Annotated in this window: 13 protein-coding genes and 1 pseudogene; 5 read left to right on the top strand and 9 right to left on the bottom strand. The window is 75.6% G+C overall.

Annotation, left to right across the window (positions count from 1 at the left end; genetic code table 11):
* The first annotated feature begins 35 nt into the window (after positions 1-35).
* Complete coding sequence (locus F1544_RS12775; RefSeq protein WP_167586005.1) at positions 36-1,067, top strand: NAD(P)-dependent alcohol dehydrogenase; 1,032 nt, start codon at positions 36-38, stop codon at positions 1,065-1,067.
* A complete protein-coding gene (locus F1544_RS12770; protein WP_167585931.1) occupies positions 1,064-1,834 on the top strand; it encodes an SDR family NAD(P)-dependent oxidoreductase in 771 nt (256 codons plus the stop codon). Before F1544_RS12775 ends, F1544_RS12770 begins: the two co-directional genes overlap by 4 nt.
* 78 nt (positions 1,835-1,912) lie before the next feature.
* Here the strand turns inward: F1544_RS12770 and F1544_RS12765 are convergent, their stop codons facing one another.
* On the bottom strand, positions 1,913-2,665 hold the full coding sequence (locus F1544_RS12765; protein WP_167585929.1) for a calcium-binding protein: 753 nt from the start codon (positions 2,663-2,665) through the stop codon (positions 1,913-1,915).
* A 454-nt stretch (positions 2,666-3,119) separates the two neighbouring features.
* On the opposite strand from F1544_RS12765, the gene F1544_RS12760 reads away from it, so the two are divergent.
* Entirely contained in the window at positions 3,120-4,133 is a 1,014-nt protein-coding gene (locus tag F1544_RS12760) for an AraC family transcriptional regulator (protein ID WP_167585927.1), read from the top strand.
* Positions 4,134-4,163: 30 nt separating this feature from the next.
* Here F1544_RS12760 and truB read toward each other — a convergent pair whose 3' ends face one another.
* Together truB and F1544_RS24490 are read right to left on the bottom strand one after the other, a co-directional pair.
* A complete protein-coding gene (gene truB, locus F1544_RS24495; protein WP_167585925.1) occupies positions 4,164-5,072 on the bottom strand; it encodes a tRNA pseudouridine(55) synthase TruB in 909 nt (302 codons plus the stop codon).
* Positions 5,069-5,626, bottom strand: a complete 558-nt coding sequence (locus tag F1544_RS24490) for a TetR/AcrR family transcriptional regulator (RefSeq protein WP_167585923.1) — start codon at positions 5,624-5,626, stop codon at positions 5,069-5,071. The genes truB and F1544_RS24490 overlap by 4 nt, the downstream gene beginning before the upstream one ends.
* 81 nt (positions 5,627-5,707) lie before the next feature.
* Between F1544_RS24490 and F1544_RS12745 the strand changes: the two genes are divergently transcribed.
* Complete coding sequence (locus F1544_RS12745; protein ID WP_167585921.1) at positions 5,708-7,216, top strand: MFS transporter; 1,509 nt, start codon at positions 5,708-5,710, stop codon at positions 7,214-7,216.
* Here the strand turns inward: F1544_RS12745 and rbfA are convergent.
* From rbfA to rimP, 6 genes are all read right to left on the bottom strand, one after another.
* Positions 7,171-7,698, bottom strand: coding sequence for a 30S ribosome-binding factor RbfA (gene rbfA / locus F1544_RS12740; protein ID WP_167585919.1), 528 nt, complete (start codon positions 7,696-7,698; stop codon positions 7,171-7,173). The two genes, F1544_RS12745 and rbfA, sit on opposite strands and share 46 nt — an antisense overlap.
* A gap of 25 nt (positions 7,699-7,723) precedes the next feature.
* Entirely contained in the window at positions 7,724-8,020 is a 297-nt protein-coding gene (locus F1544_RS12735; RefSeq protein WP_167585917.1) for a DUF503 domain-containing protein, read from the bottom strand.
* A 168-nt stretch (positions 8,021-8,188) separates the two neighbouring features.
* Positions 8,189-11,284 carry a translation initiation factor IF-2 gene (gene infB, locus F1544_RS26340; protein ID WP_167585915.1) on the bottom strand — a complete coding sequence of 1,032 codons (3,096 nt, stop codon included), beginning with the start codon at positions 11,282-11,284 and terminating at the stop codon, positions 8,189-8,191.
* 90 nt (positions 11,285-11,374) lie between these two features.
* Positions 11,375-11,647 carry a YlxR family protein gene (locus tag F1544_RS25405; protein ID WP_167586003.1) on the bottom strand — a complete coding sequence of 91 codons (273 nt, stop codon included), beginning with the start codon at positions 11,645-11,647 and terminating at the stop codon, positions 11,375-11,377.
* A 142-nt stretch (positions 11,648-11,789) separates the two neighbouring features.
* Complete coding sequence (gene nusA, locus F1544_RS12720) at positions 11,790-12,815, bottom strand: transcription termination factor NusA (protein ID WP_167585913.1); 1,026 nt, start codon at positions 12,813-12,815, stop codon at positions 11,790-11,792.
* A complete protein-coding gene (gene rimP / locus F1544_RS12715) occupies positions 12,812-13,435 on the bottom strand; it encodes a ribosome maturation factor RimP (RefSeq protein WP_167585911.1) in 624 nt (207 codons plus the stop codon). Before rimP ends, nusA begins: the two co-directional genes overlap by 4 nt.
* Positions 13,436-13,602: 167 nt before the next feature.
* On the opposite strand from rimP, the pseudogene F1544_RS12710 reads away from it, so the two are divergent.
* A pseudogene (locus F1544_RS12710) lies at positions 13,603-14,128 on the top strand (hypothetical protein); the annotation flags it as partial.

Here is a 14,128-nt window from a genome sequence, read left to right as displayed (position 1 = left end):
GAGTCAGCGTGACGACGAGGTCCGTCCCCGCCACCATGCGCGCCAGCGTGCTGGTCGGCAAGGGTGTCATCGAGATGCAGGAACGGCCGGTGCCGGCGCCCGGCGACGGGGAGGTCCTCGTCCGGGTCGCCTCGGTCGGCGTCTGCGGTTCCGACGTGCACTACTACAAGGAGGGGCGCATCGGGGACTACGTCGTCGAGCAGCCCCTCGTCCTCGGCCACGAGGTGTCCGGGCTCGTCGTCGACGTGGGCCGGGGCGTGGACGAGAGCCGCGTCGGCGAGCGCGTCGCGATCGACCCGCAGCGCCCGTGCCGGCACTGCCGCGCCTGCAAGGCCGGGCGCTCCAACCTCTGCCCGTTCATGGAGTTCTACGCGACGCCGCCGCACGACGGGACGTTCTGCGACTACGTCACGGCCCCCTCCGACCAGGCGTACCTGGTGCCGGACAGCCTCTCCGACGACTCCGCGGCCCTGCTGGAGCCCCTCTCCGTCGGGCTGTGGGCCGCCCACAAGGCGTCGATCGGCCCGGGCGACCGCGTGCTCGTCGCCGGCGCCGGGCCCATCGGCGCGATGGTCGCCCAGGCCGTGCGCGCCCGCGGGGCCAGCGACGTCGTCGTCACCGACTTCGTCGACTCCCGCCGCGAGCGCATCACCTCCTTCGGCGCGACCCGCGCGCTGCACCCCGTCGCCGACGCCGCCGAGATCGCCGCCCTGCAGGCCGACGCCTTCGTCGACTGCTCCGGCGCCACCCCCGCCGTGCTGTCCGGCCTCACCGCCACCCGCAGCGGCGGCACCGTCGTCCTGGTCGGCCTGGGCGCGGAGCAGATGCCGCTGCCCGTGCAGGAGATCGCCAGCCGCGAGCTCAACATCACCGGCGTGTTCCGCTACATCGACACCTGGCCCCGCGGCATCGCCCTGACCACCGCGGGCACGGTGCACCTCGACGACATGGTCACCGCCCGCTACCCGCTGGAGCAGGTGGAGGACGCGCTGAACGCGGACTCCGACCCGCTGAGCATGAAGGCCGTCGTCGTCCTCACCCCCACCACCGAAGGAGCCTCCGCGTGAGCGTCCTGGACCGCTTCTCCCTGGCCGGCAAGACGGCCCTGGTCACCGGCGGCTACCGCGGGCTGGGCCGGGCCTTCGCCCAGGCCCTCGCCGAGGCCGGGGCCGACGTGGTCGTCGCCGCGCGCGACGAGGCCAGGTCGGTGCAGGCCGCCGCCGAGATCGCCGAGTCGACCGGCCGGCGCACCCTCGGGCTCGGGATGGACGTGACGTCGCGGCCCCAGGTCGAGGCCGCGATCGCCCGCACCGTGGACGAGCTGGGCGGGATCCACATCCTCGTCAACAACGCGGGCGCGTGCGTGCACCGGCCGGCGCTGGAGATCCCCGACGAGGAGTTCGAGGAGGTCCTCAGCACCAACGTGCGCGGCGTGTGGCTGGCGAGCCAGGTCGCCGCGGGGTGGATGGCCGAGAACGGCGGCGGCAGCATCGTCAACATCGGCTCCATCAGCGCGTTCATCGTCAACCGCCCGCAGATGCAGCCCATCTACAACGCGTCCAAGGCTGCGGTGCACCAGCTCACGAAGTCGCTGGCGGCGGAGTGGGCCCCGCTGGGGATCCGCGTGAACGCCCTCGCGCCCGGCTACGTCAAGACGGAGATGGCGCCCGTCGACGAGCCGCGGTTCCGGCGGATGTGGATCGAGGACGCGCCCATGCAGCGCTACTCCAGCCCCGAGGAGATCGCCGCGAGCCTCGTCTACCTCGTCGGGGACGCGGCCTCGTTCTCCACGGGGGCCGTCCTGGTCACCGACGGCGGCTACAGCCTGTTCTGAGCGGCGGCCGGGCCCGCTGCGGCGGGCCCGGCCGTCAGGTCAGCACCCGGGCGGTGGTGCCGCGACGGGCGCCCGTGCTCACACGGGCGCGAGGAGGCGTTCGCAGCCGGTGGCGGCGTCCGCGGCGTCCCGCAGGCAGGTGTCGTGCCCGAGCTCCGCGTCCAGCCGGTCGTCGGCCGGGCCGGGCGGGGACGCGTCCCGCGCGCGCAGGACGTCGTCGCCCGTCCCGCCCCGCAGCCGGTCGTGGCCGTCGGTGTCGGACAGGGAGTCCGCCCCCGCGTCGCCGCGCAGCAGGTCGTCGCCCGCTCCCCCCTGCAGGCTGTCCCGGCCCGCGCTGCCGTCCAGGACGTCGTCGCCGTCGCCGCCGAACAGCTGCGAGGGGGCCCGGTCGGCGGAGGAGCCGCGCCCGCCACCGCTGTGCAGGAGGTCGTCGCCGGCGTCGCCGTGCACGCGGTCGAACCCCGCCGACCCGCCCAGCACGTCGTCGCCGTCGTTGCCGTGGAGGAGGTCGTCGCCGTCGCCCCCGAAGACCGCGTCGTCGCCCGCGTCCCCGTGGACGGCGTCGTCGCCCGCGCCGCCGCAGAGCACGTCGTCGCCCCCCATGCCGTAGATGCGGTCGTCGCCGCCCAGGCCGTCGACGACGTCCGGGCCGGCTGTCCCGAAGATCTGGTCGTCGGCCGGGGTCGCCCCCGCGAGGGTCACCGCCAGACCGTGGCAGCGCCCCGCCGGCTCGCCCCGCGTGGCGGGGGCGGAGGGGACCGTGAGGGCGGTCACCAGGGCCGCGGCCGCGGTGGCGGTCAGGGCTGCCGTGACGACTCTCCTGGTGCTCATGGTGGCCTCGGGACCTGAGCGACAGCGTGCTCAGCGCTGTCTGACCGCACGATGGTAGGAGCGTCCGGGGCCCCTGTCAGGAGGGTTTCCCCTCCACCGCCGGGTTCGGGGCGGCTCACCGCCCCGGACGGCCCGCGGACCGTGATCCCGTTGCGCGGCAACGCGAGAGCGGTGACGGAGCGCTGCTCCGGGCACCGGTCGGTGACGGCTCGCACGGCGTGGCTCGCGGGCACGGTCGGTGGCGGTCCGGAACCGGTCTGTTTCAGCTCCGGACCTACGCCTCCGCCGGCACAGCCGGGAGCGATGACTGCAGTCAAACGTCCGCGGTCGCCGCGGGAGCGGTGGGAGCCGACGCACCTCGCTCCGCGGACGACGACCTCGCGATCCGGCCTACGATGCGGGTGGGCGGGGCTGCAACAGCCGGTTCCGGACCCGGGACCAGCAGGGGGTCCGTGTGAGCACCGGCAGCGACACCTCGCCGGGCGACGTCGTCCAGCGCTCGTCGATCGTGACCCGCGACGTCGCCGTGGCGGCCGCCGTCATCGAGCGCCTCTACGCCGACACCCGCACCGACCTCGGGCGCCCGGGCGCGGACTTCGAGTTCCGCCTGGCCTTCGCGAGCGCGGGCCCGCTGGCCATGAGCACCGTCCGCTACGGCTTCGCCGGCCGGGCGGAGGTCGCTCCCGTCACGACCTTCACGACGGCCGTGGTGCAGACCGGGACCCTGTCCGTCGCCGCGGGCGGTGCACCGCCCCGCACGCTCACCCCCGGGCAGGCGTGGCGCTGGAACACCGACCAGGAGCTGCACGCCGGCTGGCACGCGGACTCCGCCTTCGTCCTGCAGCAGCTGCCCCTCGTGGCCGTCGACGAGGCGGCCGCCGAGACGGGCCGGGCGGACGGGGAGGGCGACGGGCGCGCCGCCGCCGTCCGCTTCCTGGACACGGGGCCGGTGGACGCCGCCGCCGAGCGGTACTGGACCTCGCTGGTGCGCTTCGCCTACCAGCAGGCCGCAGCGCCCGACTCCCCCCTCACCAGTCCGCTCGTCCGGACCCAGCTGACCCGGACCCTCGCGCAGACGGCGCTGGTGACGTTCCCCAACACGACCATGACGACCGACTACCTCGCAGGGCCCGGGGAGGTCGGGCCGGCGACGCTGCGCCGGGCGCTGGCCCACCTGCACGCCCACGCCGCCGAGCCCCTCACCGTGGCCGACCTGGCTCGCGCCGCCGGCATCGGGGTCCGCGCCCTGCAGCAGGCCTTCACGACCCACCTGGGCGTCACGCCGCTGCAGCACCTGCGCCGCGTCCGCCTGGAGCGGGCGCACCAGGACCTGCGCGCGGGAGACCCCGGTGCCGGGGACACCGTCGCCGGCATCGCGTCGCGGTGGGGCTTCGCCCACCCGGGCCGCTTCGCCGCCGCCTACCAGGAGCAGTACGCGGTCAGCCCCGCCACCACCCTGCGCCGCTGACCGCGTCCCCGGAAGCGGGGCGGGAGGGGACTACTCCGCGGGCGTGAGCACGAGCAGGGGCTTCGCGCCGCGCGCGGTGTCGCCCAGCAGCGCCACGAGCGTCCCGTCCGGGGCGAAGGCCGCGACGGGGCCCGCGTCGCCGCACGGCTCGAGGAACCGCCCGTGCGAGACCATGTCGGCCTGCTCGTCGTCGATCTCGCGCACGGGGAACAGCCGGCGCGCGACGTCGGCCAGCGGGATCACCGACGGGTCCTGCTCCAGCTGCTCCAGCGTGCGGGCCTCGGCGAGGCCGAACGGCCCGGAGCGGGTGCGGCGCAGCGCGGTGAGGTGTCCCCCGACCCCCAGGGCCGTGCCGAGGTCGCGGGCCAGCGCCCGCACGTAGGTGCCGCTGGAGACCTCGACCTCCACGTCGAGGTCGACGAAGGGGGCCGCGTCGCGGCGGCCCACGACGGCGAAGCGGGTGACCGTCGCCGGCCGCGCGGGCAGGTCGACGTCCTCCCCGCCCCGCACCCGGGCGTAGGCGCGCCGGCCGTCGACCTTGATGGCGCTCACGGAGCTCGGCACCTGTTCGATGTCCCCCGTCAGCGCCGCGACGGCGGCGGCCACGGCGTCCTCCCCGAGCGCGGTGGCGTCCACCGTCTCCCCGAGGGCGTCGCCCGCCGCGTCGTCGGTCACGGTCGCCAGGCCGAGGCGGACCGTGGCGGAGTAGGCCTTGTCGTGGGCGACGAGGTGGGTGAGGAAGCGGGTGCCGCGGTTGGCCCCCAGGACGAGGACGCCCGTGGCGCCCGGGTCGAGGGTGCCCGCGTGGCCCACGCGGCGGGTGTTCAGCAGCCGGCGGCAGCGGGCCACCACGTCGTGGCTGGAGAGCCCCGCGGGCTTGTCGACGACGACGATCCCGTCACCGGTCACCGTGCTTGCCTCCACCGAGTCGCCGGTCACCGCACGCCCCCGGTCGCGCCGGGCTCCGCCAGCAGGGCGCCGCCGCCGGCCGCGGCGGTCATCGCCGCCAGCCCGGCGTGCTCGTCGAGGTGGTCGCGGGCGTCGACGGCCATCAGCACGTTGAGCAGCATGCCCTCCGCGACGAAGTCCACGGCCGCGCGGTCCTCGCCCAGCCGCTCGCGCACGATGGCGAACACCTCGCCCAGGCAGACGCGCGCCCGGCGGGCCACCGCGGGGTCGCCGGAGGTGAAGCAGTGCATGAGCACCATGAGGTTGCGCCGGTCGTGCATGAGGTCGACGTAGGCCTCCCCCAGGCACTCCTGCTGGTCGCCGTCGGTGGGGGCGTCGCGGAAGACGGCGACGATGCGCTCGGCGCAGCGCTCGGCCACGGCCTCCAGCAGCGCCTGCTTCCCGCCGAAGGTGCGCACCACGTAGGGCTGGCTCACGTGGGCGGCCGCGGCGACCGCGTCGGTGGTCGTCCCCGCGAAGCCGCTGACGGCTACGACCCCGCTCGCGGCGTCGACGATCTGCTCCCAGCGGTCCTCCCTGGACATGCGCCGCTCGGTCGCCGGACTCGTCGTGGTCACCACGGTTGACAAGGTATCAGTGGATGCCTAGCGTGAAGTAATCATCCGATGCCAACCACGGAGGACCCCGTGTCCGCGACCGTCCCCGCTCCTCGCTCGCACCGGCGCACCCGCCGGGTGCCGGCCCCCGTCGCCGTCGTCGCGGCGTCCCTGCCCGTGTTCATGGCGACGCTGGACAACCTCGTCGTCACCGGCGCCCTGCCCGTCCTGCACGACGACCTCGGCGCGTCCCTCGGGCAGCTGCAGTGGGTCGTCAACGCGTTCACGCTGTCCTTCGCCTCGCTCATGCTCGTGGCCGCCGCGGCCGGCGACCGCTGGGGCCGGCGCCGCGTCTTCCTGGGCGGTCTCGCCGTCTTCACGCTCGCCTCGATCGGCGCCGCGCTCGCCACGACCCCCGAGGTGCTGATCGCCGCGCGGGCCGTGCAGGGCGCGGGTGCCGCGGCCATCACCCCGCTGTCGCTGGCGCTGGTCGCCGGCGCCGTGTCCCCCGAGCGCCGCTCGGCGGCCATCGGGATCTGGGGCGGGGTGACGGGGCTCGGCGTCGCGCTCGGGCCCGTCATCGGCGGCGCCGTCATCGACGGGCTGAGCTGGCACTGGATCTTCTGGCTGAACGTCCCCGTGGCCGTCGTGGCCGTCCCGCTCATCCTGTGGGCGCTGCCCGGCACCCGCGGTGTGCGCACCGCGCTCGACGTGCCGGGCGCCGTGCTGGGCGGCGGGGCGGTGTTCGGGATCGTCTGGGCCGTCGTGCACGCCGAGGCCGACGGCTGGGGCTCGGCGCGCGTCCTGGTGCCGCTGCTGGGCGGGCTGGCCCTGCTGGCCGCGTTCGTCCAGCGCCAGCGCACCGCGGCCGCACCGCTGCTGCCGCTGCGGCTGTTCCGCTCGCGCAGCTTCTCCGTGGCCAACGCCATGATGTTCTTCTTCACCCTGGGCGCCATGGGCTCGGTGTTCCTGCTCACCCAGCACCTGCAGGTCGCCATGGGCTACAGCCCGCTGGGCGCGGGCGTGCGGACGCTGCCGTGGACCGCGATGCCCATGCTGCTGGCCCCCGTCGCGGGGGCCGTCGCCGGGCGCACCGGGCCCCGCCCCGTCCTGCTGGGCGGGCTGGCCGCCTCGGCCGCCGGGCTCGCGCTGCTGGCCACCGCCACCACGGCGACGGCCACCTACGCCGACCTCGTGCCCGGGCTCGTGCTGGCCGGCATCGGGATGTCGCTGGTCTTCGCGCCCTCGGCCACGGCCGTCCTGGCCGACCTCGACGCCGCCGACCACGCCACGGCCAGCAGCACCAACAACACGCTGCGGGAGATCGGCGTCGCGCTCGGCGTCGTCCTGCTCACCCTCGTCTTCGAGGGCGGGGGCGGGGACCTGTCCCCGGCCGGCTTCGTCGCCGGGACCCCCGGGGCGGTCTACGCCGGGGCTGGTGCGGTGGCGCTGGCCGGGCTCATCGCCCTGGCCCTGCCGCGCCGCCGGTCCGCGGCCCGTGGTGCGGGCGCGGACCCGGCGGGCGGGCTGGTTCAGACGGGGCGGGCCGTGCCGTCCGCGGCGGCCGCCTCCTCCTGAGCGTCGTCCTCGTCGTCCTCGTCGTCGTCGTCCTCGTCGTCCTCACCGAAGTCGTCGGTGAGGTCGACGGGCTTGCGGTACGGGTCCGCGTCACCCGCGGGCTTCGCGCCGGCGGCCAGCGCCGCGACGCGGGCGTCCTGCTCGGCCGCCGCGCGCAGGAGGTCCTCGATCTGCTGGGAGGTCTCGGGGATGTCGTCCGCGACGAAGGTGAGCGTCGGGGTCAGCCGGATGCCGGTGCGCTTGCCGACCTCGGCGCGCAGGACGCCCTTGGCGCTCTCGAGCGCCATCGCGGTGCCCTGGCGCTCCTCGTCCGTGCCGAGCACCGTGTAGTAGATCGTGGCGTGCTGCATGTCGCCCGTCACGCGGGCGTCGGTGACGGTGAGGAACCCCAGCCGGGGGTCCTTGATGCGCTTCTCCAGCGCCTCCGCCACGATCACCTTGATGCGGTCGGCGAGCTTGCGGGCTCGGGTGGGGTCCGCCACGGGACTCTCCTGTTCTGGCTTCGGGTCAGTCGTCGTCGGAGGACAGCAGTTGCCGTCGCGTCGACAGGATCTGGAACTCCGGGTGCCCGGCGACGGCGCGCTCGCACCGGTCCAGCACGTCGGTGCAGCGGGCGGCGTCCGGGGCGACCACGGCGATGGCGACCTCGGCCCGGCGGTGCAGGTCCAGGTGCCCGGTCTCCGCGGCGGCCACGTCGAACGCGCGGCGCAGTTCCGCGACCAGCGGCCGCACGACGCTGCGCTTGCCCTTGAGGGAGTGCACGTCGCCCAGCAGCAGGTCGATGGTGAGGGTTCCAGCGAACATCGGGGGGGTTTGCGTCCTCCCCCGCGGCTCCGGTGACCGTCCGCTGGTGCGGACGGAGCGGCCGGGGTGGGAGGGAGGTCCCACCCCGGCCGTCGTGCGTCGGGGCCCTTCTCGCGTCAGGCCCGCCCGCCCGTCACGACACGTCGTGACGGGCGGGGTGGTCGTGCGTCAGCCGCGCGACTTCTCCTGCATCTCGAACGTCTCGATGACGTCGTCGATCTGGATGTCGTTGTACGACCCCAGGCCGATGCCGCACTCGTAGCCCTCGCGGACCTCGGTGGCGTCGTCCTTGAAGCGCCGCAGCGACTCGATGGTGAGGTTGTCCCCGTGCACGACCCCGTTGCGCACGACGCGCGCCTTGGAGTTGCGGCGGATGAGCCCCGACCGGACGAGCGTTCCGGCGATGTTGCCGAACTTCGAGGAGCGGAACACCTCGCGGACCTCGGCGGTCCCGAGCTGGACCTCCTCGTACTCCGGCTTGAGCATCCCCCGGAGGGCGTTCTCCACGTCCTCGATCGCCTGGTAGATGACCGAGTAGTAGCGGACGTCGACGCCCTCGCGGTCGGCGTACTCCTTCGTCTGGCTCTCGGGCCGGACGCTGAAGCCCAGGATGATCGCGTTGGACGCCATGGCCAGGTTCACGTTGTTCTTCGTGATGGCCCCGACGCCGCGGTCGATGATCCGCAGCTCGACCTCGTCGCCGACGTCGATCTTCAGCAGGGCGTCCTCGAGCGCCTCGACCGAGCCGGCCCCGTCACCCTTGAGGATGAGGTTGAGGCTCTCGACCTTGCCGCGCTCGAGCGCCGCGGTGAAGTCCTCCAGCGTGATCCGCTTGCGCCCCTTGGCCAGGGCCGCGTTGCGCTCGGCGGCTTCGCGCTTCTCCGCGATCTGCCGGGCGGTGCGGTCGTCCGGAGCGACGAGGAACGTGTCCCCCGCACCCGGCACGGACGTGAGCCCGAGCACCTGGACCGGACGCGACGGGGTCGCCTCCTTGAGCGCGTTGCCGTGCTCGTCGAGCATGGCGCGCACCCGCCCGTACCCCGTGCCGGCGACGATCGCGTCACCGACGTGCAGGGTGCCGGACTGGACCAGGACGGTCGCGACGGGGCCGCGGCCCTTGTCCAGGCTCGCCTCGATCGCGATGCCGCGGGCGTCCTTGTCGGGGTTGGCCCGCAGGTCCAGCGCCGCGTCCGCGGTCAGCAGGACCGCCTCGAGCAGCGCGTCGAGGTTGAGCCCCTGGCGTGCGGAGACGTCGACAAACATCGTGTCGCCGCCGTACTCCTCGGCCACGAGGTTGTACTCGGTGAGCTGCTGGCGGACCTTGGAGGGGTTGGCCCCCTCCTTGTCGATCTTGTTGACCGCGACCACGATCGGCACGTCGGCCGCCTGGGCGTGGTTCAGCGCCTCGATGGTCTGGGGCATCACGCCGTCGTCCGCCGCGACCACGAGGATCGCGATGTCCGTGACCTTCGCACCGCGGGCACGCATGGCCGTGAAGGCCTCGTGACCGGGGGTGTCGATGAAGGTGATGGCCCGCTCGACGCCCTCGTGCTCCTTGGTGACCTGGTAGGCGCCGATCGTCTGCGTGATCCCCCCGGCCTCCTTGGCGACGACGTCGGTGGAGCGGATGGCGTCGAGCAGCTTCGTCTTGCCGTGGTCGACGTGACCCATGACGGTCACGACCGGCGGCCGCGACTCCAGCTCCTCGTCGCCCTCGGCCTCGAGCTCCGCGTCGAGGTCGATGGAGAACCCGGCGAGCAGCTCGCGCTCCTCGTCCTCCGGGGACACGACCTCGATGACGTAGCCGAGCTCGGCGCCCAGCGTCTGGAACGTGTCCTCGTTCAGCGACTGCGTCGCGGTGGCCATCTCACCGAGGTGGAACAGCACCGTGACGAGGGCCGCGGGGTTCGCGTCGATCCGGTCGGCGAAGTCGCTCAGCGAGGCGCCGCGACGGATGCGGACGACCGTCGAGCCGTCGCCGCGCGGGACCTGCACGCCGCCGACGGACGGGGCCTGCATCGCCTCGAACTCCTGGCGCTTCGCGCGCTTGGACTTCCGGCCTCGCACGGGACGGCCCGCAGCGCGCCCGAAAGCACCCTGGGTGCCACCGCGACCACCGCGGCCGGGACCGCCGGGACGGCCCTGGAAGCCGCCACCGGTGCCACCGGGACCACCGGTGCCGCCACCGGGACGACCGGCGTAGCCGCCGCCGCCACCACGGGCACCACCGGGACCGCCGCGGCCCGGCGCACCGGGACGGGCGGGACCCGCACCGGGACGGCCGACCGTCGGGCGCGCCGGCATCGAGGCCGGGCTGGGACGGGGACCACCGGGGCCGGGGCCACCGGGACGCGGGCCACCGGGACGCGGTCCACCCTGCGGGCGGGGCATCCCCTGGCTCTGCGCGAAGGGGTTGTTGCCGGGACGCGGCGCGCCGCCGGGACGGTCGCCACCGCCGGGACGGTCGCCACCGCCGCCCTGCGGACGCGGCATGCCCTGGCTGGGCGCGAACGGGTTGTTGCCCGGACGGGTCGAGCCGCCCGGGCGAGCCGCACCCGGGGCACCGGGACGACCCGCGGCCGCGGGGCGCTCGGCGCCGCGGTCGGGACGGTCGCCGCGGGGACGCTCACCGGGAGCGCCGCGGTCGGGACCGGGACGCTCGGACGCCGGACGGTCGGACCCGGGACGCTCGGAACCCGCGCGCTCGGGAGCGCCGGGACGACGGGCGCCGGGACCGGCCGGGGCACCCGGACGGGTGCCGGGGGCCGCGGGGCCACCGGGGCGGGCGCCCGGACGGGCCCCCTGACCGGGACCACCGGCGGGCGGCGGGGTGGACGGGCGCGCCGCGGGGGCGGCGGGACCCGGAGCCGGACGGCTCGCGGGGCCGGGACGCTGCGGCGCGGGGCGCGTGGGCGCCTCGGCCGCAGGGGCCTGGAACGCGGGGACCTCGGCGGCGGGAGCGCTCGGGGCCGCCGGCGCGCGGGGCGCCTCGACCTCGGGGCGCGGCGCGGGGGCGGGAGCCGGCGCGGGGCCCGGACGGGCACCAGCCGGCAGACGCGGACCCGGCTTGACGGCCGGGGCGGCGGACGGGGACGCGGACGTCCCGTCGGTGGGGAACTTGTCCTTCAGACGCCGGATGACGGGAGGCTCGACGGTCGACGACGCCGACCGGACGAACTCCCCCATCTCCTTCAACGTCGCGAGGACGGTCTTGCTCTCGACTCCGAACTCCTTGGCGAGTTCGTAGACCCGGACCTTGGCCACTTGTCTCCTGTCTCGGTCCGGGCTACCTCTCGGGGGCGCGGACCGTCGTCAGTCGGGGGTGTTCATCGCTGCAAGCTCATCGAGTGCTCATCAGCTGTTCGACCCGCTCTCATCGGTGGTGGTGGTGACGACGGCCTCCAGGTGCCTGCGCACGGCGGAGGTGTCGAGGGGACCAGGACGGTGGAGTGCGCGGGGGAAGGCCCTGCGCCGTTCCGCCTGGTCCAGGCACGCGAGGTGCGGGTGCACCCAGGCGCCCCTGCCGGGGAGACGCCCCCGCGGATCGGGGACGAGGAGCAGGTCCTCGTCCACCGCGGTGACGACCCTCAGCAGCGCCGACCGGACGTCCCGCGACCGGCAGCCCACGCAGGTGCGCACTGGTTCCGCGACAGCCCCCTCGGGGGCCGCGGACGCAGGGCGCGCGGTGGATCGCCGGTCGGGTCGACCGGTCTGGGTCAGTGTAACGATGTCCCGAGTGTAGACCCGCCGGGAGCACCGGCGCGCCCGCTCAGCGCTCGGGCCGGGCCCCCGCCGCGGGCCGCGAGCCCGCACCCGCGGACCCGCCGTCGGCCTCGGTGTCGGGGTGGATGTCGATGCGCCACCCCGTCAGCTTCGCAGCGAGGCGGGCGTTCTGGCCCTCCTTGCCGATGGCCAGCGAGAGCTGGTAGTCGGGCACGACGACCCGCGCCGAGCGGGCCTCCGCGTCCACGACCGTCACGGACGTGACCCGCGCCGGCGACAGCGCGCTGGCCACGAAGGCCGCGGGGTCGTCGTCGTGGTCGACGATGTCGATCTTCTCGCCGTTCAGCTCCGCCATCACGGCCCGCACGCGCTGGCCCATGGGGCCGATGCAGGCGCCCTTGGCGTTCACGCCGCCCACCGTCGCGCGCACGGCCATCTTGGAGCGGTGGCCCGCCTCGCGGGACAGGGCCGTGATCTCCACGGTGCCGTCGGCGATCTCCGGGACCTCGAGCGCGAACAGCTTGCGCACGAGCTGCGGGTGCGAGCGCGAGAGCACGACCTGCGGGCCCTTCGGTCCCTTGCGGACCGCGACCACGAAGCAGCGCAGCCGCGTGCCGTGCTCGTAGCGCTCGCCGGGGACCTGCTCCTGCGGGGGCAGGACGCCCTCGACCGCGCCGAGGTCGACCTGCACCATGCGGGGGTCGCGGCCCTGCTGCACGACGCCGGAGATGATCTCGCCCTCGGACTCGGCGTACTCGCCGAGCACCTGCTCGTCCTCCGCGTCGCGCAGGCGCTGCAGGATCACCTGCCGCGCCGTGGTCGTGGCGATGCGCCCGAAGCCCGAGGGGGTGTCGTCGTACTCGCGCAGCACGGCGCCCTCGGCGTCGCGCTCGGTGGCGAGGACGTGCACCTCGCCCGAGGTCCGGTCCAGCTCGACGCGCGCCTGCTGCTGCGCGCCGTCGGTGCGGTGGTAGGCGACCAGCAGCGCCTGCTCGATCGCGCGGACGAGCGTGTCGAAGGAGATCTCCTTCTCGCGCTCCAGCCCCCGCAGAGCGGCCATGTCGATGTTCACTGCTCGTCCTCGCGTCCGTCGTCGTCGTTCTCGTCGTCCAGCTCGTCGTCGTCGTTCTCGTCGTCCTCGTCCGTGGCGTCGTCGTCCGCGTGCTCGTCGAGGGCGTCCTCGTCGGCGCGGCGGAACTCCACCTGCACCTCACCGCGCGCGACCTCGGCCCACGCCAGGCGCACGGGGCGCCCGACGTCGGCGGCCCGCGGCGGGCGGCCCTTCACCGACTGCGGCTCGAGGTGCACCAGGACGCCGTCGGCGTCCACCTCCACCACGCGGGCCAGCAGCTCCCCGCCGTCGGTGCGCACGACGCGGACCAGCCGGGTCAGCGCGCGCCGCCAGTGCCGGGGCAGCGTGAGCGGGCGGTCGACCCCGGGGGAGGACACCTCGAGCGTGTAGGGGGCCTCACCGAGCACGTCGGAGGCGTCGAGCGCCTCGGACACGGCGGTGGAGGCGGTGGCGACCGCGTCCATGCTGACCTCGCCGGGTTCGTCCCCGGACAGGTCCACGACCACGCGCACCACGCGCCGGCGGCCCGCGGACGTCACGGTCACCTCGTCGAGGGTGAGCCCGGCCCGGTCGACGACCTCGGTCAGCACCCCGGTGACGGCCTCGTCGAGCGACGGCACGTCCGGCTCCTCTCCTCGTGCGCGCGGGCCCCGGACAGGGGCCTGCGACGACGCGACAGCCTATCCCGGCGGGCCCGGCCGGCCCGACCGCGCGGACGGGGCCCGGTGGCACCCCGCGGGGCGCGCCGCCGGCCGGGACGGGGGCGTCCCCGTGCGACGATCACGCCGTGCGACCTGCAGCGACCTCCCGCCGGGCCGTCCTGGGGCTCCTGCTGGCGGGCGGCCTCACGGGCTGCGGCGTCCGGTTCGTCGCCTCGCCCGAGACCACCCCGACGGTGCAGCGCGGGCCGGACGACGACGCGCGCGACGCCGCCGTCGCCGACGCCCGGGCCGTGGCGGCGCTCGCGGTGGCCACGCCCGGCACACCCCCGCAGGTCCAGGCCGCGGTCACCGCCGTCGCCACCGCCACGGCCGCCCACCGCCGGGCGCTCGGCGACGACCCGGCCGCGGCGGCCGTCACCGCGACGCCGAGCCCCGCCCCGCCCACCGCCTCCCCGCCCACCACCTCCACGGACGTCGCCGCCCTCCTGGCGCTGCTGACCCGCACGGCGGACGGCGCGCTGGGCACCGTCGCCGCGCCCGGTGCCGCCGGGCCGCCCGGGGCCGGGACGGCGCGCCTGCTCGTGTCCGTCGCGGCCTCGCGCGACCTGCTGGGCACCGCGCTCGCGACCGCGGCCGGGCTCCCCGCCACCC

The sequence above is a fragment of the Kineococcus rubinsiae genome, from assembly GCF_011839805.1.
Classification (GTDB): Bacteria; Actinomycetota; Actinomycetes; order Actinomycetales; family Kineococcaceae; genus Kineococcus; species Kineococcus rubinsiae.
This window is presented reverse-complemented; position numbering and strand designations above follow the sequence as displayed.